We start from the raw sequence: 21,671 nt of genomic DNA, 5'->3' as shown, positions 1-21,671 counted from the left end.
CCCGGAAGCTAAGACTCGCAGCGCCGATGGTACTGCAGGGGCGACCCTGTGGGAGAGTAGGACACCGCCGGACATTCATTGAGGAGTGGCCACCCACCGCGTTCAATTGCGAGCGCCGGCGGGTGGCCATTTTCTCGTTAACAGGCCGCCACGAGAAGCCGGCGGTACGGTTGGGTCCACGAGGACTCCCAGGAGACATGACAGGAACACCGTGAGCGATTCGACGCACGAGCCGACGGGCGAAGACCGCCCGAAGCGCAACCAGGGAACTCGGCCGGAACGCGCAGGTGGAGCACGGAGCGGTGCACCGAAGCGCGACGGCGAGCGTCGAACGAACGGAGACCGCAGCGGGTACGCGAGACCCGACCGCGAGCGTCGCGATGGCGAGCGGAAGCCCTATGGCGGCGGATCCCGCGACGGGGATCGCAAGCCGTATGGCAACGGATCCCGCGATGGTGATCGGAAACCATACGGGCGTCCGGCACGTGATGGTGAGCGGAAGCCGTATGGTGCCGGGTCCCGTGATGGCGAGCGGAAGCCGTATGGTGCCGGCTCGCGCGATGGCGAGCGGAAGTCCTACGGCGGCGGATCCCGCGACGGAGATCGCAAGCCGTATGGCGGCGGAGCCCGTGATGGCGATCGCAAGCCGTACGGGCGTCCGGCGCGCGACGGTGAGCGGAAGCCCTACGGTGGCGGCGGGTCCCGTGATGGGGATCGGCAGCCGTATGGCGGCGGATCGCGCGACGGGGATCGGAAGCCGTATGGGCGTCCCGCGGGCGACGGCGACCGGCGCAGACGCGACGACGACCGCCGCCCTGAGCGCGCGCCGCGCATCGCCGGCCACGGGGCGGCTGATCTGCGCGTGCGTCCGCGACACGACGACCCTGAGATCGACGAGCGGATCACCGCGCGCGACCTCGACTCCGCCGCGCGTTCCGAGCTGAAGACGCTGTCGAAGGAGAACGCCGACTGGGTCGCACGGCACCTCGTCGCCGCGGCCGAAGCGCTCGAGTTCGACCCCGCGCTGGCGCACCGGCACGCCCTCTCGGCGGCCCGTCGGGCGGGTCGCGTGGGCGTGGTGCGCGAGACCCTCGCGATCACCGCGTATGCGACGGGCGACTTCACGCTCGCCCTGCGTGAACTGCGGACCTATCGACGTCTGACCGGCCGCGACGACCAGCTGCCGCTGATGGTCGACAGCGAGCGCGGGGTCGGCCGGCCCGACCGCGCGCTCGAGCTCGGCCGTTCGGTGGACCGGTCGACGCTGTCGGCGTCCGTGCAGGCCGCGCTCGCGATCGCGATGTCCGGAGCCAGGCTCGACCAGGGCCAGCCCGAGCTCGCCCTGGCCGAGCTCGAGGTCCCGCAGCTCGATCCCGACCGCGCGTTCTCGTACAGCCCGGCCCTGTTCTCGGCGTACGCCGAGGTCCTCGAGGAACTCGACCGTCCGCTCGACGCCGCACGGTGGCGGGGGCTCGCGGAGCGGGCCGAAGCCGCACTCGAGGGCACGCTTCCGGACCTGGTCGAGGTGTTCGAGCTCGAGGAGGACGGTACGATCGTGGAGATCGACGAGACCGGCACCGAGATCGCTGAACCGGCCGAGACCGCCGAGACTCCGTCGCACGACGAGCACGGCACGTCGGACGACCGCGACGGCGATCCGGCCGATGCGATCGAGCCCGAGGTGGCCGCGATCCTGGCGGAGACCGCCGACCTCGACGCCGACGACGCCGACGAGGCCGACGAGGCCGACGAGGCCCGAGCATCCGGCGACGACGGCACCGAGCGCGCATGAGCCCCCTCTTCGCGACGCGCGGGAGCGCGTCGACGCCGCTCCACGGCGTCGACGCGGTGTTCGCCGACCTCGACGGGGTCGTCTACGCCGGGCCGCACGCCATCCCGCACGCGGTCGAGAGCCTGAACCGGGTCGCCGCCGACCGCCCGGTGGGCTACATCACCAACAATGCGTCGCGGAGCGACGAGCAGGTCGCGGCGCACCTCGCGTCGCTCGGGCTGAACGTCACGGCACGCGAGGTCGTGACCTCGCCGCAGGCCGCGATGCGCCTGCTGGCGACATCCGTCGCCCCCGGCTCGCTCGTGCTCGTCGTCGGCGGCGATGGCATCGTCACCGAGCTCGAACGCGCCGGCTACCGGGTCACGCGATCGGCCGACGACGCGCCCGACGCGGTCATGCAGGGCTTCCACCCCGACGTGGGATGGCGCCAGCTCGCCGAGGCGGCGTTCGCGCTGAACGCGCACGGTGGGCCGGGGGAGCCGGGCGGGATCCCGTGGATCGCCACCAACATGGACTGGACGATCCCCGTCGAGCGCGGCATCGCGCCGGGGAACGGCACGCTGGTCTCCGCGGTGCACACGGCCGCCGGTCGGTTCCCGGAGGTCGCGGGCAAGCCCGAGACGCCGATCTTCGACGAGGCGCGCGACCGCTTCGGCGCACAGCATCCGCTCATGGTCGGCGATCGGCTCGACACCGACATCCGCGGGGCGAACCGCGCGGGCATCGCGTCGGCGGTGGTGCTGACCGGCATCGATGGGGCGAAGCAGGTGCTGGCAGCGGATGCCGCGAGCCGGCCGGCTTTCATCCTCGCCGACCTGCGACAGCTGCACGAGCCGTATCCCGAGATCGTCCGGCGCCGCGGCGCCGTGCACGTCGGACGCGCGGTCGTGCGGGTGGACGGGCGCACCGTCGTGATCGACCGGGACGGCGACGAGCCGCTCGACCTGCTCCGGGCGGCCTGCCAGGCGATCTGGGAATGCGGTACCGCCATCCACGCGCTCGACGTGCCCGAGCGGCTCTACCGCTGAGTACGAGCGGCCTCACGGCGTTCGTCGGTGGCACCGGGTACCGTGGAGGGGTGAGCACAGGAGATCTCGACGCCGACGACCCGGCTGAGACGACGATCGATCTCGCGGCCGCCGCGGCCGATGGCCTGGTCTCGATCGAGGCCGCACCGCTCGAGGAGCGGGCCGCGGGCTACGACGCGCTCGTCGACCGGCTGCGCCGCGAACTCGAGCGGTCCGATCCCGCTCGCGCGTCGGGGTGACGGTGGCCGACCAGCGCCTCGACGCCGCCCTGGCGGCACGCGGTCTCGCACGCTCGCGCACGCACGCGGCAACGCTCATCGCCGACGGGCTCGTCACGGTCGACGGCCGACCGGTCACCAAGCCGTCCCACCGTGTCGCCGATGCCTCGGTGCTCGAGGTGGCCGGGGCCGACCACTACGTGAGCCGGGCCGCCCACAAGCTCATCGCGGCACTCGATGCGTTCATAGTCGATCCGTCGGGTCGTGTCGTCCTCGACGCCGGCGCGTCCACCGGGGGCTTCACCCAGGTGCTGCTCGAGCGCGGCGCGCGCACGGTGCTCGCCGTCGACGTCGGGCACGGCCAGCTCGCGCCGCAGCTCGCCGATGCGCCAGGCGTCGTGCTCGTCGAGGGCTGCAACGTGCGTCACCTCGATGCCGCTGAGCTCGCGCGGCTCACCGGCGTCGACGACCGGCCCACGCTCGTGACGGCCGACCTCTCGTTCATCTCGCTCACGGCGGTGCTCCCGGCCCTTCGAGCGACCGCCTCGCCCGACGCCGAGTTCGTGCTGCTGGTGAAGCCGCAGTTCGAGGTCGGCCGCAGCGGCACGCGAGAGGGTGTGGTGCGCGACCCCGACGCGCGTGCCGACGCCGTCATGAACGTGCTGTGGGCGGCGCACGACCTCGGCCTGCGGGTGGCGGGCGTCCTGTCCTCCCCAATCGCCGGAACGCACGGAAACCGCGAGGCGCTCGTGCTGCTCAGCACGACGCGGGGCGCCGATCCGTCAGAATGGTCCAGTCGGGTCCGAGAAGCGACGGGAGGCGTCACGGCGTGAGCGACGATGCACGGCATTTCCTCGTGGTCTCCCACACCGGTCGAGCCGCCGCCCTCGAGGCGACGGCCGACGTCTGCGGGCAGCTCGCCGAGGCCGGCGCGGTCCCAGTGGTCGCGCACGAGCAGTGGCACGACGTGCTCTCCGCACTTCCCGAACTCGAGGGCGTGGTCAAGCGGTTTGAGGAGGTCTCGCCGAGGCACCTCGAGCTCGTGATCGTCCTCGGGGGCGACGGGACCATCCTGCGGGCCGCCGAGCTCACGCGCGAGCATCCGGTGCCGCTCCTCGGAGTGAACCTGGGCCACGTCGGGTTCCTCGCCGAGAGCGAGCGCGACGACCTCGGCTACACCGTGGGCCGCGCGCTCGCCCGCGACTACACCGTCGAGGAGCGCATGACGCTCTCGGTGCGGGCCAAGGTCGGCGACGAGGTCGTCTACGAGAGTTGGGCCCTGAACGAGGCCACGGTCGAGAAGGCCGAACGCGAACGCATGCTCGAGGTGGTCATCGAGGTCGACCGCCGCCCGCTCTCGTCCTTCGGCTGCGACGGTGTCGTCATGTCGACGCCGACCGGTTCGACCGCGTATTCGTTCTCCGCCGGCGGCCCGGTCGTCTGGCCCGCGGTCGAGGCGCTCCTCCTCGTTCCGCTGAGCGCGCATGCGCTGTTCGCCCGTCCGCTCGTCGTCGGTCCCGACTCGTCGCTCGCGATCGAGGTGCTCCAGCGCACCGAGGCTTCCGCGGTCATCTGGTGCGACGGTCGGCGCATGTTCGAGCTGCCGCCCGGCGCCCGCGTCATCGTGCGGCGATCGCCGATCCCGGTGCGGTTGGCGCGCCTGCACCAGGCGCCCTTCACCGATCGGCTCGTGAACAAGTTCCAGCTTCCCGTGACGGGATGGAGGGGGCCGGTCGCCGGTGATTGAGGAGCTCGGAATCCGCGACCTCGGCGTGATCGCCGAGGCGAGCCTGCCGCTCGGTCCCGGCTTCACGGCCGTGACCGGTGAGACGGGTGCCGGCAAGACGATGGTCGTCACCGCGCTGGGGCTGCTGCTCGGCACGCGCGCCGACGCCGGCACTGTGCGCGCGGGCGCGAAGCAGGCGTGGGTCGAGGGGCGCTGGCTCCTCGACGACATCGAGCCGGTCGCCGAACGCGTCGCCGATGCCGGCGGTGAGATCGACGCCGGCGAGCTCCTGCTCGGCCGGTCCGTCTCCGCCGAAGGCCGCAGCCGCGCCATCGTCGGCGGCCGAAGCGCGCCCGTCGGAGTGCTCGCCGACCTGGCCGATCACCTCGTCGTCGTGCACGGCCAGGCCGACCAGCAGCGGCTCCGGTCCGCGACCGCGCAACGCGAGGCGCTCGATCGGTTCGCCGGCCCCGAGCTCGCGACCCTCCTGCACGAGTACCGCGCCGCATACCGATCATGGCGTGCCGACGCCGACGAGTTGCGACGGCTCCGCGAACAGCACGACGAGCGCGCCCGCGAGGCGGAGGAACTCCGGCTCGCGCTCGACGAGGTCGAGGCCGCCGACCCGCAGCCCGGCGAGGACGCCGCGCTGCAGGAGCGCGCGGACCGGCTCACGAACCTCGAAGACCTGCGGCTCGCGGCCGCCCAGGCGCGCGAGCTCATCTCCGCCGAGCAGGCGGCCGACGACGCGCCCGACGCGATCACGCTCGTCGAGGCCGCGCGTCGCCACGTCGACCGGGTCGTGGCACACGACCCGGCGCTCGCGCCCATCGCCGAGGCGGTCGCGACCGCCGGGTTCGCCCTCGCCGATGCCGCAGCCGAACTCTCCGGCTACCTCGCGGGCCTCGACGCCGACGGCGCCGCCGAGCTCGAAGGCGTCCAGGAGCGCCGCGCCGTGCTGGCCGGTCTCATGCGCCGGCACGGCACCCTCGACGAGGTCCTCGCGTTCCGGCACGACGGCGGACTGCGCCTCGTCGAGCTCGACGGCGATGACGATCGCATCACCGAGCTCGACGCGACGGTCGAGCGTCGCGCGGCCGCGGTCGCCGAGCTGGCCGACCGCGTGAGCGTCCTGCGCGCCGCCGCCGCCGAACGCCTCGCCGGCGAGGTCACCGAAGAGCTCGCAGCGCTCGCCATGCCCGACGCCGAGCTCACCGTGCTCGTGGAGCGGGTCGACGAGCCCGGCGCGCACGGCCAGGACCAGGTGTCGATCCTCCTCCGCCCCCACCCGGGCGCCGAACCGCGCTCCGTCGCGAAGGGCGCCTCCGGCGGCGAGCTCTCGCGCGTGATGCTCGCAATCGAGGTCGTCATCGCCGGCGCCGACCCCGTGCCGACGTTCGTGTTCGACGAGGTCGACGCCGGCGTGGGCGGCGCGGCCGCCATCGAGATCGGGCGACGCCTCGCGCGCCTCGCCGAACGATCGCAGGTCATCGTCGTCACGCACCTCGCGCAGGTCGCCGCGTTCGCCACCAACCACCTCAGCGTCGTCAAGGGCACCGACGGGCGCGTCACCGCCTCCAGCGTGCGGCAGCTCGCCGGCCCCGAACGCGAGGCCGAGATGGCGCGCCTCCTGTCGGGACTCGCCGACTCCGAGAGCGGTCTCGCCCACGCGCGGGAGCTGCTCGAGATCGCCGACGCGACCGCCGCCTGAACACGCCATCCGCATGTCGGGCCATTCCCAGCCGGGAGTCGGATAGACTACAAGCCCGTGGTGGATGATCGCGGCGCAGACATTTCGAACGACACGACCAAGCACATCTTCGTGACCGGTGGTGTCGTTTCTTCTTTGGGCAAGGGCCTGACGGCGGCAAGCCTCGGCAACCTGCTCACGGCGCGGGGCCTGCGGGTGGTGATGCAGAAGCTCGACCCCTACCTCAACGTCGACCCGGGCACCATGAACCCGTTCCAGCACGGCGAGGTCTTCGTCACCGACGACGGCGCCGAGACCGACCTCGACATCGGGCACTACGAGCGGTTCCTCGACATCAGCCTGTCGCAGGCGGCCAACGTCACGACCGGCCAGATCTACTCGACCGTCATCGCCAAGGAGCGGCGCGGCGAGTACCTCGGCGACACCGTGCAGGTCATCCCGCACATCACCGACGAGATCAAGCGCCGCATGCGCCTCCAGGCGTCCGAGACGCCCAAGCCCGACGTCATCATCACCGAGATCGGCGGCACCGTCGGCGACATCGAGTCGCAGCCGTTCATCGAGTCCGCCCGCCAGGTGCGCCACGAGCTCGGCCGCAAGAACGTCTTCTTCGTGCACGTCTCGCTCGTGCCGTTCATGGGCGCGTCCGGTGAGCAGAAGACCAAGCCCACGCAGCACTCCGTCGCGGCGCTGCGCTCCATCGGCATCCAGCCCGACGCGCTCGTGCTGCGCAGCGACCGCCCCGTCACCGAGGCCAACAAGCGCAAGATCGCACTCATGTGCGATGTCGACGAGGCCGCCGTCGTGAACGCCGTCGACGTGCCCTCCATCTACGACATCCCCACGATGCTGCACGACCAGGGGCTCGACGCGTACCTCATCGAGTCGCTCGGGCTCGACGCCAAGGCCGGCGACGTCGACTGGTCGGGCTGGTCCGATCTGCTCCGCGTGGTGCACGACCCCAAGCACGAGGTCACCATCGGGCTCGTCGGCAAGTACATCGACCTGCCCGACGCCTACCTCTCGGTCACCGAGGCCCTCCGGGCGGGCGGCTTCGCCAACGAGACCAAGGTGCGGATCGAGTGGATCCCGTCCGACGAGTGCCGTACGCCGGAGGGGGCGAAGGAGCGCCTGAGCCACCTCGACGGCATCCTCGTGCCGGGCGGCTTCGGCGTTCGCGGCATCGAGGGCAAGCTCGGTGCGCTGCACTTCGCGCGTGAGAACGGCATCCCGACGCTCGGCCTGTGCCTCGGCCTGCAGTGCATGGTCATCGAGTACTCGCGCAACGTCGCGGGTCTCCCGACCGCGTCGTCGAGCGAGTTCGACCCCGACACCGAGTTCCCCGTCATCGCGACGATGGAAGAGCAGGTCGAGATCATCGCGGGCGGCGATCTCGGCGGCACCATGCGCCTCGGGCTCTACCCGGCCAAGCTCGACGAGGGCTCCATCGTCGCCGAGCTCTACGGCGCGACCGAGGTCTCGGAGCGGCACCGGCACCGGTACGAGGTCAACAACGCCTACCGCGATCGGATCGCCGATGCCGGCCTCGTGTTCTCGGGCATGTCGCCGAGCCGCCACCTCGTCGAGTTCGTCGAGCTGCCCCGCGACGTGCACCCGTTCTACGTCGCCACGCAGGCGCACCCCGAGCTGCGCAGCCGCCCGAACGACGCCCACCCGCTGTTCCGCGGGCTCGTCGCCGCCGCGCTCGAGCGCCAGCAGGCGAGCCTGCTGTTCGACGTGAGCAATGCCTGACGAGCGCGGGCTCGTCGACGAGTACGTCGACCTGCCTGTCGCGCACCGAGAGACGGTGTTCGAGGGCCGGATCTGGGACGTCCGCCGCGACACGCTCGGCTACGGCGACCAGGGCGGACGGATCGTGCGCGACTACGTCGTGCACCCCGGCGCGGTCGCGATCCTCGCGCTCGACGACGACGACCGGGTGCTGCTGATCAAGCAGTACCGCCATCCTGTCCGGGCACGCGACTGGGAGATCCCGGCGGGCCTGCTCGATGCCGCGCACGAGTCGCCGCTGGAGGCCGCGAAGCGCGAGCTGGCCGAGGAGGCCGACCTCGTGGCATCCGACTGGGCCGTGCTCGTCGACTACTTCACGACGCCCGGCGGCAGCGACGAGGCGATCCGAATCTACCTGGCGCGCGGTCTCGCCGACGCGCTCGAGGTGCACGCGCGCGAAGACGAGGAGGCCGACATGGAGGTGCGCTGGACGCCGCTCGACGCGTGCGTCGACGCGGTGCTCGCGCGTCGCGTCGGCAACCCGTCGCTCACGGTCGGCGTCCTCGCGGCGCACGCGTCACGGGCGCGCGGCTGGTCGACGCTCGCCGCCGCGGACGCGCCCTGGCCGGCGCATTCGTCGCAGAGGCCGGCCACGGCGTGACCTCGCGCGCGGTCGACGACTACCTGCGGCACCTCACCGTGGAACGCGGCCTCGCGCGCAACAGCCTCACCTCGTACCGTCGCGACCTCGGCATCTACGAGGGCTGGCTCGAGCAGTCCGGCGTCGGCGCGCCCGAGCGAGCGACCGAGGCCGACCTCGGCGCCTTCGTGCGCTACCTCGGCGCGGAGCGCGAGCCACGACTCGCGGTCTCCTCGATCGCGCGCGTGCTCTCCGCGGTGCGCGGCCTGCACCGGTTCCTCACCGAGGAGGGCCGCACTCCGGCCGACCCGGCCAAGGACCTCCGCCCGCCGAAGCTGCCCATGCGGCTGCCGAAGGCGATCCCCATCGAGCAGGTCGCCGCGATCATCGAGGCCGCCCGGGTGGGCGACGACGTCACGGCGCTGCGGGACGTCGCGCTGCTCGAGCTGCTCTACGCGACGGGGGCGCGCGTATCGGAGGCGACCGCGCTCAACGTCGACGACCTCGTCGACGATCACGTCGTGCGGCTGTTCGGCAAGGGCGGCAAGCAGCGCATCGTGCCCGTGGGCAGCTATGCGCGCCGTGCGATCGACGCGTACCTCGTGCGTTCTCGGCCCGTGCTCTCGGCGAGGGGGAGTGCCACGCCCGCGCTGTTCCTCGGCGTTCGCGGCCGGCGCATGTCACGCCAGGCCGTGTGGCAGGTGCTGCAGGATGCCGCGGCGCGGGCCGGCGTCGCGGCGTCCGTCTCGCCGCACACCCTGCGCCACTCCTTCGCGACGCACCTGCTCACCGGCGGCGCCGACGTGCGCGTGGTGCAGGAGCTGCTCGGGCACTCCTCGGTCGCGACCACGCAGATCTACACGCTGGTCACAGCCGATACACTCCGGGAGATGTACACGGCCGCCCACCCCCGCGCTCGATAGAATCGACCAAGCCATCGCAGCCGACGACCGGGAGAGAGACCGAACCGTGACCCACGAGATGTACGACCCGGCGGACGGCACCGCCACGCTGGAGTCGGATCTCGGTCCCACCGGTCGCCCCGCACGCGAGTTCCCCGAGCCGCCCGAGCTCCGCTCGCACGGCCCCGCCCGGATCATCGCGCTCTGCAACCAGAAGGGCGGCGTCGGCAAGACCACGACCACGATCAACCTGGGCGCGGCGCTGGCCGACTACGGCCGCCGCGTGCTCGCGGTCGACTTCGACCCGCAGGGCGCGCTCTCGGCCGGGCTCGGCGTGCAGACGCACGACGTGCCAACGATCTACGACCTGCTGCTCTCGCGCAACGTCACGCCCGCCGACGCGATCCAGTCGACCAACGTCGAGGGCCTCGACGTGATCCCCGCGAACATCGACCTGTCGGCCGCCGAGGTGCACCTGGTGACCGAGGTCGCGCGCGAGCAGATCCTGGCGGGCGTGCTGCGCAAGGTGTCGGGCGACTACGACGTGATCCTCATCGACTGCCAGCCCTCGCTCGGCCTGCTCACGGTGAACGCCCTCACGGCGAGCCACGGCGTGGTCATCCCGCTCGAGTGCGAGTACTTCGCGCTCCGGGGCGTGGCCCTGCTCATCGAGACGATCGACAAGGTGCGCGACCGGCTCAACCCCGCCATCACGCTCGACGGCATCCTCGCGACCATGTACGACGCGCGCACGCTGCACTCGCGCGAGGTGCTCGAGCGCGTGGTCGACGCGTTCGGCGACCAGGTGCTCGAGACGGTCATCACGCGCACCGTGAAGTTCCCCGACGCGACGGTCGCCGCGACCCCGATCACCGAGTTCGCCCCCGACCACCCGGCGTCGAAGGCGTATCGTCAGCTCGCCCGGGAGCTGGTCGACCGTGGCGCGGTCGCCTGAGCCCAGGGCGGCGGCATCGGCCCCTCCGGCGGGCGACGAGCGCGAGGGCGTGCGCGCGGTCGTCGACGAGCCGGGTACGGCGCCGGATGCCGCGGCGCCCGAGCCCGAGGCGGGGCCCGAGTTCCGCGTCGCCCTGTCCAACTTCGAGGGTCCGTTCGACCTGCTGCTCTCGCTCATCGCCAAGCACGAGCTCGACATCACCGAGGTGTCGCTGTCGGCCGTGACCGACGAGTTCATCGCCTACCTGCGCGGCATCGAGACGAACGAGGACCTCGATCGTGCCAGCGAGTTCCTCGTCGTCGCGGCGACCCTGCTCGACCTCAAGGTCGCGGGGCTGCTGCCCCAGGGCGAGCTCGTCGATGCCGAGGATGTGGCCCTGCTGGAGGCCCGCGACCTCCTGTTCGCGCGGCTGCTGCAGTACCGCGCGTTCAAGGAGGCCGCGCGCTGGTTCGGCGGGCGGTTCGAGGCCGAGGCCGGCCGGCACGCGCGCACGGTCCGGCTCGAGGAGCGATTCCGCCAGCGCGAGCCCGAGCTGCGCTGGACGCTCGGCGCCGACGACTTCGCGGCCCTCGCGCTGCTCGCGCTCACGCCGCGCGAGGTGCCGATCGTCGGGCTCGACCACCTGCACGCACCGCTCGTGTCGATCCGCGAGCAGGCGGCCCACGTGGTCGCGGTGCTGCGCCGGGGCGATGCCGTGACGTTCCGGCAGCTGATCGCGGGGGTCGACCGGCCCGGGATCGTCGTGGCGCGCTTCCTCGCGGTGCTCGAGCTGTACCGCCACGCCGCGATCGGGTTCGAGCAGCTCGAGCCGCTCGGCGAGCTGACGCTGCGCTGGGCGGCGAACGAGCACTGGTCCGACGACAACCTCGAGAGCCTGGGAGCCGACTATGACGAGTGAGACGAGTGGTGCGGAGGATCCGGGTTTCGAGACGCTCGCTTCGCAGGCTCCTCAACCCTCACAGGAGCCCGAGGTGTCGGTCGCGACGCCGCTCGACGTGCCCGGCCAGCCGCACCTCGACCTGGACCGCGCGATCGAGTCGCTGCTGTTCATCGCCGACGAGCCGCAGAGCCTCGTGCACCTCGCCGCGGCCGTCGCACGTCCGCTCGCCGAGGTGCGGGCGGCCATCGCCCGCCTGCGCGAGGATTACGACGGCGGTGCGCCCTCGGGCGAGCCGCGCACCGATGCGGGGGAGCAGGCGGTGGGCGGCGGCATCCGTCGCGCCTTCGAACTGCGCGAGGTCGGCGGCGGCTGGCGCTTCTACGCGCGCGAGGAGTACGACGCGCTCATCACGAGCGCCGTGCTCGCGCAGACGTCGACGCGGCTCTCGCAGCCCGCGCTCGAGACGCTCGCCGTCATCGCGTACAAGCAGCCGATCTCGCGGTCCTCGATCGCCTCGATCCGCGCGGTCAACGTCGACTCGGTCGTGCGCACCCTGCTCGGGCGCGGCCTGATCACCGAGGTCGACACCGACGAGGAGACCGGCGCGATCCTCTACGGCACGACCGACCAGCTCCTGACGAACCTCGGCATCGCCTCGCTCGACGACCTGCCGCCGATCTCGCCGCTGCTCGACGGCGGCCAGGAGGGATTCGAACGTGACCTCATCTGACCAGGACCGAGACCAGGGCGCGGGCGGCGCGGACGAGGGCGTCCGGCTCCAGAAGGCGCTCGCGGCCGCGGGCGTCGCCAGCCGACGCGTCGCCGAGCAGTACATCGTCGAGGGCCGCGTCGAGGTGAACGGCCGCGTCGTGACCGAGCTCGGCACACGGATCGACCCCGCCGCCGACAAGGTCGCGGTCGACGGCACGGCCGTGCAGCTCGACCAGGAGAAGCGCTACTTCATGCTGAACAAGCCGCGCGGCGTGGTCTCCTCGATGCGCGACGAGCAGGACCGCCCCGACCTCCGACGGTTCACCGACCCGCTCGACGTGCGCGTGTTCAACGTCGGTCGCCTCGACGGCGACACGAGCGGGCTGCTGCTGCTCACCAACGACGGCGAGCTGGCGCACGTGCTCGCGCACCCGTCATTCGGCGTCGAGAAGACCTACATCGCCAAGGTGAGGGGCCGGATGACGCCGCAGACGCTGCAGCGGCTCAAGCGCGGCGTCGACCTCGAGGACGGCCCGATCCGGGCCGACCGCGCCAAGATCCTGCAGTCGCAGGGCGACGCCGGTCACACGATGGTCGAGGTCACCCTCCACTCCGGCCGCAACCGCATCGTGCGCCGCATGCTCGAGGCGGTCGGGCATCCCGTGGTCGAGCTCGTTCGCCGCCAGTTCGGCCCGCTGCACCTCGGAACGCTCAAGTCGGGTGCGGTGCGGGAGTTGACTAGAGTCGAACTCGGCGCGCTGCTCACGATCGCGCGCGCCGCCGATGCCGAGCGGAAGGGGACGGACTGAGGTGGTCGAGTCACGACTCATCGGTCCCGTCCGCGTCGTCGGAGCCGGCCTGCTGGGCACGAGCGTCGCGCTCGGCCTGCGCGCCCGCGGCATCGACGTGATCCTGGCCGACGCGTCGCCCACGCACGTCGCGATCGCGGTCGACCTCGGCGCGGGGCGTGCGGCGCAGCCGGGTGACGCGCCGCAGCTCATCGTCGTGGCGGTGCCGCCGGATGTCACGGCGCGCGTCGTCGCCGACGAGCTCGCCGCGTTCCCCGACGCGATCGTCACCGATGTCGCCAGCGTGAAGGCGGGCGTCCTCGCCGAGCTCGAGGCGGCCGGCGCTGACGTGTCGCGCTACATCGGCTCGCATCCGCTCGCCGGGCGCGAGCGCGGCGGACCCCTCGCAGCCCGCGCCGACCTCTTCGTCGGGCGGCCGTGGGTCGTGGCCGCGCACGACGAGATCAGCTACCGGCGCGCGAGCGCGATCGACGACCTGATCCTCGATCTCGGCGCGACGCTCGTCGAGATGACGCCCGAGGAGCACGACCGCGGCGTCGCGCTCATCTCCCACGTCCCGCAGGTGGTCTCGAGCATCATGGCGCGCCGCTTCATCGACGCGCCGAACGCCGCCCTCGGCCTCGCGGGCCAGGGCGTTCGCGACGTCACGCGCATCGCGGCGAGCGACCCCGACCTGTGGGTTCAGATCCTCGGCGCGAATGCGACGCCGGTCCGCGACATCCTGCTGGCCTACCGCGACGACCTCGACCGGTTCATCGACGCGCTCGCCGAGCCGACCGCGCCCGGCGCGCGTCGCCGCGTCGCGGAGGAGCTCACGGGCGGCAACACGGGCGTCGAGCGGCTGCCCGGCAAGCACGGCACCGACAAGCGCTTCACCACGATCATCGTCATGGTCGACGACCGCCCGGGGCAGCTCGCTCGCCTGCTCGCCGAGATCGGCGAGATCGGCGTGAACCTCGAAGACCTCCGCCTCGAGCACTCGCCCGGCCGCCAGGTCGGCCTCGCCGAGATCGCCGTGCTCCCCGAGGCGGCGGACCGACTCACCACCGAGCTGGCCGAACGCGGCTGGCGGATCGCAGGATGATGCAGCACGAACCCCACCCGATCGAGTACCCCTTCGTCGTGGCCCTCGACGGCCCCGCCGGAAGCGGCAAGTCGAGCATCTCGAAGGAGGTGGCGCGCCGCCTCGGCTGGGGCTTCCTCGACACGGGCGCGGCGTACCGGGCGCTCGCCTGGCATGCGACGGCGTCCCATGTCGACACGGATGACGCGGCATCCGTCATCGCATCGCTCGACTCGTTCGACTACCGCATCGGCACCGACCCGTACGGCTACTCCGTGCACGTCGGCCGCGTCGACGTGACCGCCGCCATCCGCGAGCCGTCCGTCACGGCCGTGGTGAGCGCCGTCGCGCGCGTGCCCGAGGTGCGCCGGCACCTCATCGAGGTGTTCCGGGCGATCATCGCCGCCGAGCGTCGCGAGGGCATCGTCGTCGAGGGTCGCGACATCACGACGGTCGTCGCCCCCGATGCGCCCGTGCGGATCCTGCTGACCGCGTCCGAAGCGGTGCGGATGGCGCGGCGCTCGAAGGAGCTCGTCGGGCACTCCGCCGAGACGACCGGTGCGCAGTTGCGGGCACGCGACCGGGCCGACTCGAAGGTCGTCGACTTCATGAACGCGGCCGAGGGCGTCGTCACCGTCGACTCGACCGACCTCGACTTCGACGCGACCGTGAAGGCGGTGGTCGACGTCATCCGCGACGCTCAGGTTCGAACTGGTTGAATAGACAGGTTGTGCGCTCGCCCGCACGACCCCGAGACCTTCCAGGAGATGCGATGACCGACCGCGACGACGAGTTCGACGCCACCGACGACGACCTCGCCGAGCGCCTCGCCGGCGTCGACGAGGAGCTCGCCGAGCAGCGTGCCGCCGCACTGCGCTCGGGTCTCGACGACTTCGAGCTCGACGAGGAGGACCTCGAGCTGCTCGAGCTCTCCGAGGAGGGCGAGGAGGGCATCCGCTACCTCCCCGCGCTGCCGGTCATCGCGATCGTCGGCCGCCCGAACGTCGGCAAGTCCGCGCTCGTGAACCGGATCCTCGGCCGCCGCGAGGCCGTCGTGGAAGACACGCCCGGCGTCACGCGCGACCGGGTCTCGTACAAGGGCGAGTGGCTCGACCGCCGCTTCACGCTCGTCGACACCGGCGGGTGGGAGCCTGACGCGAAGGGCATCGACGCGTCGGTGGCCGCGCAGGCCGAGGTCGCGATCGACCTGTGCGACGTCGTGATGTTCGTGGTCGACGCCACGGTCGGTGCGACCGCGACCGACGAGCACGTGGTCCGGCTGCTGCGCAAGACGAAGAAGCCCGTGTTCCTCGTGGCCAACAAGGTCGACGACGCACGCCAGGAGCCCGAGGCCGCGGCGCTGTGGAACCTCGGGCTCGGCGAGCCGTACCCGGTGTCGGCGCTGCACGGCCGCGGCGTCGCCGACCTGCTCGACGAGGTCTTCAAGGTCCTCCCGCAGGTCTCGGCGGTGGCCAAGGAGGAATTCGGCGGCCCCCGTCGCGTCGCGATCCTCGGCCGCCCGAACGTCGGCAAGTCGAGCCTGCTCAACAAGGCCGCGCGCGAGGAGCGGGTGGTCGTCAACGAGCTCGCCGGCACCACCCGCGACCCGGTCGACGAGCAGATCGAGCTCGGGGGCAAGATCTGGCGCTTCGTCGACACCGCGGGCATCCGCCGTCGCGTGCACCTGCAGCAGGGCGCCGACTTCTACGCGTCGCTGCGCACGCAGGCGGCCCTCGAGAAGGCCGAGGTGGCGGTCGTGCTGCTGGATGTCTCGCAGCCGATCTCCGAACAGGACGTGCGCATCATCGACCTCGTGCTCGAATCGGGCCGGGCGCTCGTGCTCGCGTACAACAAGTGGGACCTCCTCGACGACGACCGTCGCCGCTACCTCGAGCGCGAGATCGAGCAGGACCTGCACCACGTGCAGTGGGCGCCGCGCGTGAACATCTCCGCGAAGACGGGCCGCCACCTCGAGAAGCTCGTGCCCGCCCTCGAGACCGCGCTCGAGTCGTGGGACACGCGCATCCCCACCGGCAAGTTCAACGCGTTCCTCACCGAGCTCGTCCAGGCGCACCCGCACCCGCTCCGCGGCGGCAAGCAGCCCCGCATCCTGTTCGGCACGCAGGCCTCCACGCGCCCGCCGACGTTCGTGCTGTTCACGACCGGCTTCCTCGACCCGGGCTACCGCCGGTTCATCCAGCGCCGCCTGCGCGAGATCTACGGCTTCGTCGGAACGCCGATCGTGACGAACATGCGCGTGCGCGAGAAGCGCCAGCGATAGCGAGCGGATGTCGCGGCGGAACGGGCCCCCGTGGAGCTGACGGTGCGCGTGAAGCCGGGCAGCCGTCGCGGCCCGCTCGTCGAGGCGACGCCCGACGACCCCGCGGCTTCCGTCACGGTGCACGTGCGCGAACGGGCGGTCGACGGCGCGGCGAACGCGGGCGTGGTCGCGGCGATCGCCGCGCACTTCGGCGTGCCGCGCCGCGACGTCGAGATCGTGCGCGGGCACACCGCGCGGATCAAGCGCGTGCGGGTGGGCGGAGCCTGATCGGCTCGAACTGCCACGCCCGGTGCGCCGCGAGCGCCCGCGGCGCGCTGAACGCCGTTCGCACGCCGCTCGAGGCGAGCACCGAGTCCGGTGCGCGCGCCGCGAGGTCGGCGAACCCCGATGCGGCGAGCAGCTGATCGTCGAGCTGGAGCAGCTCGGCGCGCTGCAGGGACCACGGCTCGTGCGTGTTCCTCGCCCAGGTTGTGCGGCCGAGATGACGCTCGTGGTAGCCCCACCGGGCGGTGAGGAAGCGCGCGAGCGCGGCACCCGGTGCGTCGGCGGGGACGGGCTCGCCGAGGCGAACCCGGATGCGCGTCGAGGGGCCGCGGAGGCCGTGACGGCGGCTGCGGAAGTCGAGCTCGAGCCCCGCGGCATCCACTCGCCTGGTCACGCTCGAGCGCGCCCAGCGGTAGGGGAGCCCGAACCCGAGGCGTGCGGCGATCACGGGGAGGAGCCTGCCGGCCTCGAGCGTGCGGAACACGACCCCGTTGCGACCCTGTGCGTCGCGCGAGTAGAGGCGCACGTTGACCTCGACGAACGTGCCGAGCCGATGCAGGGCCGGCAGCGGCGGGAAGCGCGTGTCGCCGAGCACGAACGGGATGAGGCCGACCCACGTCGAGCCGTCGATGACGTCGGGGCGTGTGCCGGCGGGCAGGTACGGTTCGACGCGGTCGGGCTCGACGCGCCAGTGCAGGAACACCACGTCGCGCCACTGCTGCTCGACGACGATTCGCCCGGGCAGGGGCGGGGCGGTGGAGGGCGGGCCGTTCACGGTTCCATCCTGCTCGCCTGCGGGCGTCGGCGCGAGGCCGTCGACGAGGACGCCCGACCGGCGCCCGCTGCGCCGTCGCCGCAATAGGCTCGGGGCATGGCATCCGGCGGCGGGATCCTCGGCGATCGGACGCTCCGGGCGCTCTCCGGGTTGCACCGGTGGGTGATCCGCGCGACGCGCGGCCGGCTCGGGTGGCGCATCGCCGGAATGCCCACGGTCATCCTGCATTCGACCGGGCGTCGCAGCGGCCTGCCGCGCACGACGATCCTGTCGGCGCCGATCATCGAGACCGAGCGGGTGGTGCTCGTCGCGTCGAAGGGCGGATCCGACCGCCAGCCGGCCTGGTACCTCAACCTCGAGGCCGACCCCGACGTCGAGATCGAGCTGCCCGACGGCCGCCGAGCACTGAGGGCCCGGACGGCGACGCCGCAGGAGAAAGCCGAGCTGTGGCCTCGGGTGACGGCCGCGTACCCGGGGTACGCGCACTACCAGGAGCGCACGCGCCGCGACATCCCGGTGGTGATCTGCGTACCGCGAACCTGATCGACCCGGCCGTAGCATTGGCGCATGGCTGACACCGACGTCGAAACCGTGCCGCCCGTCGACCGGGTGCCGGCGGATGCCGACGCGGGCACGGCCGCGCTCGCAGCGCTGCGGGCGATCGGCGGGCGGATGGCGCAGCTCGAGCCCGCGGCCGAGGCCGACGAGTTCGACGCCGTGCACCAGTTGCGCACCCAGGTGCGGCGGCTTCGGAGCCTGCTCGCCGCGTTCGGTCCGCTCTTCGACCCGTCGGCCGCGGTCGCGCTGCGACGCCGGTTCGGCGAGTTCGGGCGCGAGCTCGGGACGGTTCGCGACATCGAGGTGCGGATCCAGGTCGCCGAGCGGGCGCTGGAGGATCACGCCGAGCACGACCCGCATCGCGACGTGGTGGCGATGCCCGACGAGGCCGCGGCGGTGCGCGAGCGCCTGATCGAGGCCGAGGTCGAGGCGCATCGGCTCGCCCATGCGCGGTTCGTCGAGCGGCAGCGGATGCCGCGTGCCGAGGCCCGCCGGGAGTCGCTCGCGTCGTTCCTCGCCACGCCCACGTTCACGCCCCTCGCCTCGGGTGCGGCGAAGCACGTGCTCGGCGACCTCGTCGCGCACGACGCCGAGCGCGTCCTGAAGCGCGTCGACCGCCTCGGCAAGCGGCGGACGCCGGAGTCGCTGCACGAGGTGCGCAAGGCGGGCCGGCGACTGCGTTATGCGGCCGAGGCGGTCGTCGACGAACCGCTCGCACTGTTCGGCGAGCGTGCGTCGCGCCTGGCGGAGGCCGGGGAGGGCCTGCACGACGTGCTCGGCGATCACCGCGACGAGGTGCTGTTCGCCGAGCATGTGCGGCGCGCGGGCGCGCACGCCGCGCATGCCGGGCAGCCCTCGGCGGCCTTCGAGGCGCTCGCCGCGGCCGCTGACGAGCGCGCCCGCGATCGGCTGAAGGACCTCGACGACGCGATCGACGACCTGCGCGACGCGGCCGAGGCCTGGAGGAAGCGCTGACGAGGTGCCGCCGCCTCAGGCGGCCGGCTCAGCCGTCGAGGCGACGCTGCATGACGGCGCGGTGCGGTTTCGGGCGCGCCACCTCGGTGAAGCCCGCTGCGAGGAACATCGAGGCGGTACCCGGGAACAGGTCGGCCGCGGGGATCTTCTCGCGTGCCGTGGGATCGACCGCGTACGCCTCGAGCACTCGCGCGCCGTGCTCGCGCGCGTAGTCGACCGCGGCCTCGGCGAGTGCTTTCGCGACGCCGCGGCGGCGGAACGCGCGCGGGATCACGAAGCACGACACCGACCACACGCCGGCGTCGGCGAAGTCGTCGTCGGGGGAGGCGGAGGCGATCGGGCTGAACGGCAGCCGCTCGAGCGCGGGTCGGGGTTCGACGGCGCACCAGCCGACGGGCGTGTCGCCGTCGTAGGCGAGGAGGCCGGGCCCCGGGGCGGGCTCCGCGAGCTGCGCCGCCAGACGGTCGCGCAGTTCTTCACGGTTCGCGGAGCCGAAGTTCACGCGGGGGAGCTTGTACCACTGGCACCAGCAGCCCGCAGGGTCGCCCCTCGTGCCGAAGACCGATTCGACATCGGCGAACGGCGCGTCGCCGGCCGGGACGATGCGCAGGGACGCGGCGGTGGTCGTCGAGTCGTTGCCCATGCCGTCGACGCTACGCCTGGGGTGCGACATCCGTTCAGCCGGGCGATCGCGCTGGATACCGTGAAGTGAGGTAACGATGTAGTACCATCAGGGCATGATCCCCGGACCGACCGTGCTCGATCGACTGCTCGAGATCAGCGAGCTCTTCCAGCGCGACATGGCGCGCGAGTTCGACGGCACGTCGCTCTCGACGGCGCGCACCCGCGTGCTCTGGGACCTGGCGCACTCCGGCCCGTCCACCCAGCAGGCGCTCGCCACCAGGCTCGAGGTCAGTGCCAGGAACATCACGGGGCTCGTCGACGCGCTCGAGTCCGCCGGGTACGTCGTCCGCGCACCGCATCCGACCGATCGCCGGGCCGTGCTCGTCACGCTCACGCCCTCGGCGACCGAGCTCATGCGCGAGATGCAACGCGATCACGAGGAACTCTCCGCGACCCTGCTCGCCGCGGTCGCGCCATCCGATCGCGATGCCTTCGTCCGTAGCGTCGACGCCGTCGCGGCGCGGTTGCGCGCGCTGGTCGCCGCCGCGGAGGCCGGGCGCACGACGGGCCAGCCCAAGGGCGGCGCCGCGTGACCGCCGAGGTACGGGAGCGGACCGCGACCTCCGCCGCTCGTCGCCTCGGTCGGTTCGCGCTGCGGGCACTGCAGGTCGAACTCCGCATCTACGCGAACATCGGCCGGTTCATCGCCAGGCGGCCGGCGATCGAACCAGCCGGGGCGGGCTTCAGCTACCACAAGCCGGTCCTGACGGTGCTCATCATCTTCATCGTGCTCTCGGCGGTCGAGATCCCGGTGCTCGACCTCATCGTGCACCGCTGGCCCGCGGTGCGGATTCCCGTGCTGATCCTCGGCATCTGGGGCCTCACCTGGATGTTCGGGCTGCTGTGCGCCTACCTCATGCGTCCGCACACGGTCGGGCCCGGTGGCATCCGCGTCCGCGAAGGGCTCGAGACCGACATCCCGCTCAGCTGGGACGACATCGCCTCCGTCGCGCGCGACCGCCGCGTCGACGAACCCAAGACGCCGAAGATCACCGAAGCGGATGGCGCGCGCACGCTGTCGCTGCGGATGCAGGACGAGACCGTCATCGCGATCGAGCTCGAGCGACCCACCGCCGTACGACTGCCCGGATCCGCGCCGAAGGGCGGCGAGCAGGTCGTCGACGAGGTGCGGATCTGGGTCGACGACCCCGCCGGGTTCATGGCCGAGGTGCGGAAGCACATCTGAGAGGGTGGGGTCGGTGTCCGCCGCTTGCGACGGTCACCGCGTGCACGAGCACCCCTCCGGATGCCGCTATGATGGTCAAGTTGTCTTCGGCGGGAACGCTGGCGGCATCGGGCTGTGGCGCAGCTTGGTAGCGCACCTGACTGGGGGTCAGGGGGTCGCAGGTTCAAATCCTGTCAGCCCGACCGGAAAAGCCCCGGATTCTCACAGGAATCCGGGGCTTTCGCTATGCGACGGGGTGCTCGTGCACGTCCGACTCCAGCGTCGTGCCGTTGAACTCGAGGTACATCCGACGCTCGGTTATCGAGAGCGCGATCGAGTTGCGTCGTTCCAGCAGGGCGGCGGCGGCGTCGACGAAGCCCGGGTCGAAGCTGTACAGGGTGATCTCATGCGCTCGGTGGATCCGCTTGCCCGCCCACGCGGCGGCGACCTTCGCCGGGTCGCGATGCGTGTAGACGACGGTCCGCTCGGCCTGCATGCTCCCGGAGTGCAGCCGGGCCGCGTCCGGTGCGCCGACCTCGACCCACGCGATGAGGCTGCCGGTGAGGTCGCGCACGTGGACCGCCGGCTCGTCCGTGGCGGCGACGCCGTCGCTGAACGCGATGCCCTCGGTGAACTCGAGGCAGTAGGCGAGCACGCGCGTCATCATGAACGCGTCCGTCTCGGAGGGGTGGCGCGCGACGCGGAGCGTGAGGTCGTCGTAGACGCCGCGGTCCATGTCGGCCAGCTGCACCGCGAAGGTGTGGATCGTCGCTCCAATCGCCATGGTGTGCGAGCCTACGCTG

24 protein-coding genes, 1 tRNA gene and 1 rRNA gene are annotated in these 21,671 nt (G+C 72.3%); 23 read left to right on the top strand and 3 right to left on the bottom strand.

Annotated features, from left to right (window positions below):
* The 18 genes from rrf to AC3RKB_RS18670 all read left to right on the top strand — a co-directional run.
* Nucleotides 1–73 (top strand): 5S ribosomal RNA (rrf, locus tag AC3RKB_RS18755); the annotation flags it as partial.
* Between the two features lie 789 nt (nucleotides 74–862).
* Complete coding sequence (locus tag AC3RKB_RS18750; protein ID WP_491437846.1) at nucleotides 863–1,792, top strand: hypothetical protein; 930 nt, start codon at nucleotides 863–865, stop codon at nucleotides 1,790–1,792.
* Nucleotides 1,789–2,820 carry an HAD-IIA family hydrolase gene (locus tag AC3RKB_RS18745; RefSeq protein WP_491437845.1) on the top strand — a complete coding sequence of 344 codons (1,032 nt, stop codon included), beginning with the start codon at nucleotides 1,789–1,791 and terminating at the stop codon, nucleotides 2,818–2,820. The genes AC3RKB_RS18750 and AC3RKB_RS18745 overlap by 4 nt, the downstream gene beginning before the upstream one ends.
* 50 nt (nucleotides 2,821–2,870) lie before the next feature.
* Nucleotides 2,871–3,059 (top strand): hypothetical protein, encoded by a 189-nt coding sequence (locus AC3RKB_RS18740; protein WP_491437844.1) that lies wholly within the window; start codon nucleotides 2,871–2,873, stop codon nucleotides 3,057–3,059.
* A complete protein-coding gene (locus AC3RKB_RS18735) occupies nucleotides 3,056–3,871 on the top strand; it encodes a TlyA family RNA methyltransferase (RefSeq protein ID WP_491437843.1) in 816 nt (271 codons plus the stop codon). Before AC3RKB_RS18740 ends, AC3RKB_RS18735 begins: the two co-directional genes overlap by 4 nt.
* Entirely contained in the window at nucleotides 3,826–4,785 is a 960-nt protein-coding gene (locus AC3RKB_RS18730; protein WP_491437842.1) for an NAD kinase, read from the top strand. The genes AC3RKB_RS18735 and AC3RKB_RS18730 overlap by 46 nt, the downstream gene beginning before the upstream one ends.
* Nucleotides 4,778–6,475: a DNA repair protein RecN gene (gene recN / locus AC3RKB_RS18725; RefSeq protein WP_491437841.1), complete on the top strand. Its 1,698-nt coding sequence runs from the start codon at nucleotides 4,778–4,780 to the stop codon at nucleotides 6,473–6,475. Before AC3RKB_RS18730 ends, recN begins: the two co-directional genes overlap by 8 nt.
* A gap of 57 nt (nucleotides 6,476–6,532) precedes the next feature.
* A complete protein-coding gene (gene pyrG, locus AC3RKB_RS18720) occupies nucleotides 6,533–8,227 on the top strand; it encodes a CTP synthase (protein WP_491437840.1) in 1,695 nt (564 codons plus the stop codon).
* Complete coding sequence (locus tag AC3RKB_RS18715; protein WP_491437838.1) at nucleotides 8,220–8,867, top strand: NUDIX domain-containing protein; 648 nt, start codon at nucleotides 8,220–8,222, stop codon at nucleotides 8,865–8,867. The genes pyrG and AC3RKB_RS18715 overlap by 8 nt, the downstream gene beginning before the upstream one ends.
* Entirely contained in the window at nucleotides 8,864–9,769 is a 906-nt protein-coding gene (xerD, locus tag AC3RKB_RS18710; RefSeq protein ID WP_491437837.1) for a site-specific tyrosine recombinase XerD, read from the top strand. Before AC3RKB_RS18715 ends, xerD begins: the two co-directional genes overlap by 4 nt.
* 58 nt (nucleotides 9,770–9,827) lie before the next feature.
* Nucleotides 9,828–10,703, top strand: coding sequence for a ParA family protein (locus AC3RKB_RS18705; protein ID WP_491437896.1), 876 nt, complete (start codon nucleotides 9,828–9,830; stop codon nucleotides 10,701–10,703).
* Between the two features lie 49 nt (nucleotides 10,704–10,752).
* Nucleotides 10,753–11,601, top strand: a complete 849-nt coding sequence (locus AC3RKB_RS18700) for a segregation and condensation protein A (protein WP_491437895.1) — start codon at nucleotides 10,753–10,755, stop codon at nucleotides 11,599–11,601.
* Nucleotides 11,591–12,313 (top strand): SMC-Scp complex subunit ScpB, encoded by a 723-nt coding sequence (gene scpB, locus AC3RKB_RS18695; RefSeq protein WP_491437836.1) that lies wholly within the window; start codon nucleotides 11,591–11,593, stop codon nucleotides 12,311–12,313. The genes AC3RKB_RS18700 and scpB overlap by 11 nt, the downstream gene beginning before the upstream one ends.
* Nucleotides 12,300–13,103, top strand: coding sequence for a pseudouridine synthase (locus AC3RKB_RS18690; RefSeq protein ID WP_491437835.1), 804 nt, complete (start codon nucleotides 12,300–12,302; stop codon nucleotides 13,101–13,103). Before scpB ends, AC3RKB_RS18690 begins: the two co-directional genes overlap by 14 nt.
* Complete coding sequence (locus tag AC3RKB_RS18685) at nucleotides 13,078–14,187, top strand: prephenate dehydrogenase (RefSeq protein ID WP_491437834.1); 1,110 nt, start codon at nucleotides 13,078–13,080, stop codon at nucleotides 14,185–14,187. The genes AC3RKB_RS18690 and AC3RKB_RS18685 overlap by 26 nt, the downstream gene beginning before the upstream one ends.
* Nucleotides 14,184–14,885: a (d)CMP kinase gene (gene cmk, locus AC3RKB_RS18680; protein ID WP_491437832.1), complete on the top strand. Its 702-nt coding sequence runs from the start codon at nucleotides 14,184–14,186 to the stop codon at nucleotides 14,883–14,885. The genes AC3RKB_RS18685 and cmk overlap by 4 nt, the downstream gene beginning before the upstream one ends.
* Before the next feature lie 53 nt (nucleotides 14,886–14,938).
* Nucleotides 14,939–16,447 (top strand): ribosome biogenesis GTPase Der, encoded by a 1,509-nt coding sequence (der, locus tag AC3RKB_RS18675; RefSeq protein WP_491437831.1) that lies wholly within the window; start codon nucleotides 14,939–14,941, stop codon nucleotides 16,445–16,447.
* Nucleotides 16,448–16,477: 30 nt separating this feature from the next.
* A complete protein-coding gene (locus AC3RKB_RS18670) occupies nucleotides 16,478–16,714 on the top strand; it encodes a DUF167 domain-containing protein (protein ID WP_491437830.1) in 237 nt (78 codons plus the stop codon).
* On the opposite strand, the gene AC3RKB_RS18665 is transcribed toward AC3RKB_RS18670, so the two are convergent.
* Nucleotides 16,686–17,486 (bottom strand): YqjF family protein, encoded by an 801-nt coding sequence (locus AC3RKB_RS18665; protein ID WP_491437829.1) that lies wholly within the window; start codon nucleotides 17,484–17,486, stop codon nucleotides 16,686–16,688. The genes AC3RKB_RS18670 and AC3RKB_RS18665 overlap by 29 nt on opposite strands.
* 96 nt (nucleotides 17,487–17,582) lie before the next feature.
* Between AC3RKB_RS18665 and AC3RKB_RS18660 the strand changes: the two genes are divergently transcribed.
* Both AC3RKB_RS18660 and AC3RKB_RS18655 read left to right on the top strand, forming a co-directional pair.
* Nucleotides 17,583–18,029, top strand: coding sequence for a nitroreductase/quinone reductase family protein (locus AC3RKB_RS18660; RefSeq protein ID WP_491437828.1), 447 nt, complete (start codon nucleotides 17,583–17,585; stop codon nucleotides 18,027–18,029).
* A gap of 24 nt (nucleotides 18,030–18,053) precedes the next feature.
* Complete coding sequence (locus tag AC3RKB_RS18655) at nucleotides 18,054–19,019, top strand: CHAD domain-containing protein (protein ID WP_491437827.1); 966 nt, start codon at nucleotides 18,054–18,056, stop codon at nucleotides 19,017–19,019.
* A 28-nt stretch (nucleotides 19,020–19,047) separates the two neighbouring features.
* Here the strand turns inward: AC3RKB_RS18655 and AC3RKB_RS18650 are convergent, their stop codons facing one another.
* Nucleotides 19,048–19,662, bottom strand: a complete 615-nt coding sequence (locus tag AC3RKB_RS18650; RefSeq protein ID WP_491437826.1) for a GNAT family N-acetyltransferase — start codon at nucleotides 19,660–19,662, stop codon at nucleotides 19,048–19,050.
* A gap of 94 nt (nucleotides 19,663–19,756) precedes the next feature.
* Here AC3RKB_RS18650 and AC3RKB_RS18645 point away from each other — a divergent pair, with 94 nt between their 5' ends.
* The 3 genes from AC3RKB_RS18645 to AC3RKB_RS18635 all read left to right on the top strand — a co-directional run bounded on the left by AC3RKB_RS18645 (nucleotide 19,757) and on the right by AC3RKB_RS18635 (nucleotide 21,071).
* Nucleotides 19,757–20,236, top strand: coding sequence for a MarR family winged helix-turn-helix transcriptional regulator (locus AC3RKB_RS18645; protein ID WP_491437825.1), 480 nt, complete (start codon nucleotides 19,757–19,759; stop codon nucleotides 20,234–20,236).
* Nucleotides 20,233–20,889 (top strand): hypothetical protein, encoded by a 657-nt coding sequence (locus tag AC3RKB_RS18640; protein ID WP_491437824.1) that lies wholly within the window; start codon nucleotides 20,233–20,235, stop codon nucleotides 20,887–20,889. Before AC3RKB_RS18645 ends, AC3RKB_RS18640 begins: the two co-directional genes overlap by 4 nt.
* Before the next feature lie 108 nt (nucleotides 20,890–20,997).
* Nucleotides 20,998–21,071, top strand: a tRNA-Pro gene (locus tag AC3RKB_RS18635).
* 41 nt (nucleotides 21,072–21,112) lie between these two features.
* Here the strand turns inward: AC3RKB_RS18635 and AC3RKB_RS18630 are convergent.
* The gene (locus AC3RKB_RS18630; protein WP_491437823.1) at nucleotides 21,113–21,652 is read right to left on the bottom strand and encodes a YaeQ family protein; all 540 of its coding nucleotides are present in this window, start codon (nucleotides 21,650–21,652) and stop codon (nucleotides 21,113–21,115) included.
* Nucleotides 21,653–21,671 lie beyond the last annotated feature (19 nt).

It is taken from the genome of Agromyces capsici, from assembly GCF_058349965.1.
Note: the sequence above shows the minus strand (reverse complement) of the source record. Positions and strands in the feature narration are given on the sequence as shown.

Excerpts from the sequence above, each read along its gene's own strand:
- AC3RKB_RS18745 (WP_491437845.1), top strand. The coding sequence starts at position 1,789 with ATGAGCCCCCTCTTCGCGACGCGCGGGAGCGCGTCGACGCCGCTCCAC.
- AC3RKB_RS18730 (WP_491437842.1), top strand. The coding sequence starts at position 3,826 with ATGGTCCAGTCGGGTCCGAGAAGCGACGGGAGGCGTCACGGCGTGAGC.
- AC3RKB_RS18715 (WP_491437838.1), top strand. The coding sequence starts at position 8,220 with ATGCCTGACGAGCGCGGGCTCGTCGACGAGTACGTCGACCTGCCTGTC.
- AC3RKB_RS18705 (WP_491437896.1), top strand. The coding sequence starts at position 9,828 with ATGTACGACCCGGCGGACGGCACCGCCACGCTGGAGTCGGATCTCGGT.
- scpB (WP_491437836.1), top strand. The coding sequence starts at position 11,591 with ATGACGAGTGAGACGAGTGGTGCGGAGGATCCGGGTTTCGAGACGCTC.
- AC3RKB_RS18685 (WP_491437834.1), top strand. The coding sequence starts at position 13,078 with ATGCCGAGCGGAAGGGGACGGACTGAGGTGGTCGAGTCACGACTCATC.
- cmk (WP_491437832.1), top strand. The coding sequence starts at position 14,184 with ATGATGCAGCACGAACCCCACCCGATCGAGTACCCCTTCGTCGTGGCC.
- der (WP_491437831.1), top strand. The coding sequence starts at position 14,939 with ATGACCGACCGCGACGACGAGTTCGACGCCACCGACGACGACCTCGCC.
- AC3RKB_RS18660 (WP_491437828.1), top strand. The coding sequence starts at position 17,583 with ATGGCATCCGGCGGCGGGATCCTCGGCGATCGGACGCTCCGGGCGCTC.
- AC3RKB_RS18655 (WP_491437827.1), top strand. The coding sequence starts at position 18,054 with ATGGCTGACACCGACGTCGAAACCGTGCCGCCCGTCGACCGGGTGCCG.
- AC3RKB_RS18650 (WP_491437826.1), bottom strand. The coding sequence starts at position 19,662 with ATGGGCAACGACTCGACGACCACCGCCGCGTCCCTGCGCATCGTCCCG.
- AC3RKB_RS18645 (WP_491437825.1), top strand. The coding sequence starts at position 19,757 with ATGATCCCCGGACCGACCGTGCTCGATCGACTGCTCGAGATCAGCGAG.
- AC3RKB_RS18630 (WP_491437823.1), bottom strand. The coding sequence starts at position 21,652 with ATGGCGATTGGAGCGACGATCCACACCTTCGCGGTGCAGCTGGCCGAC.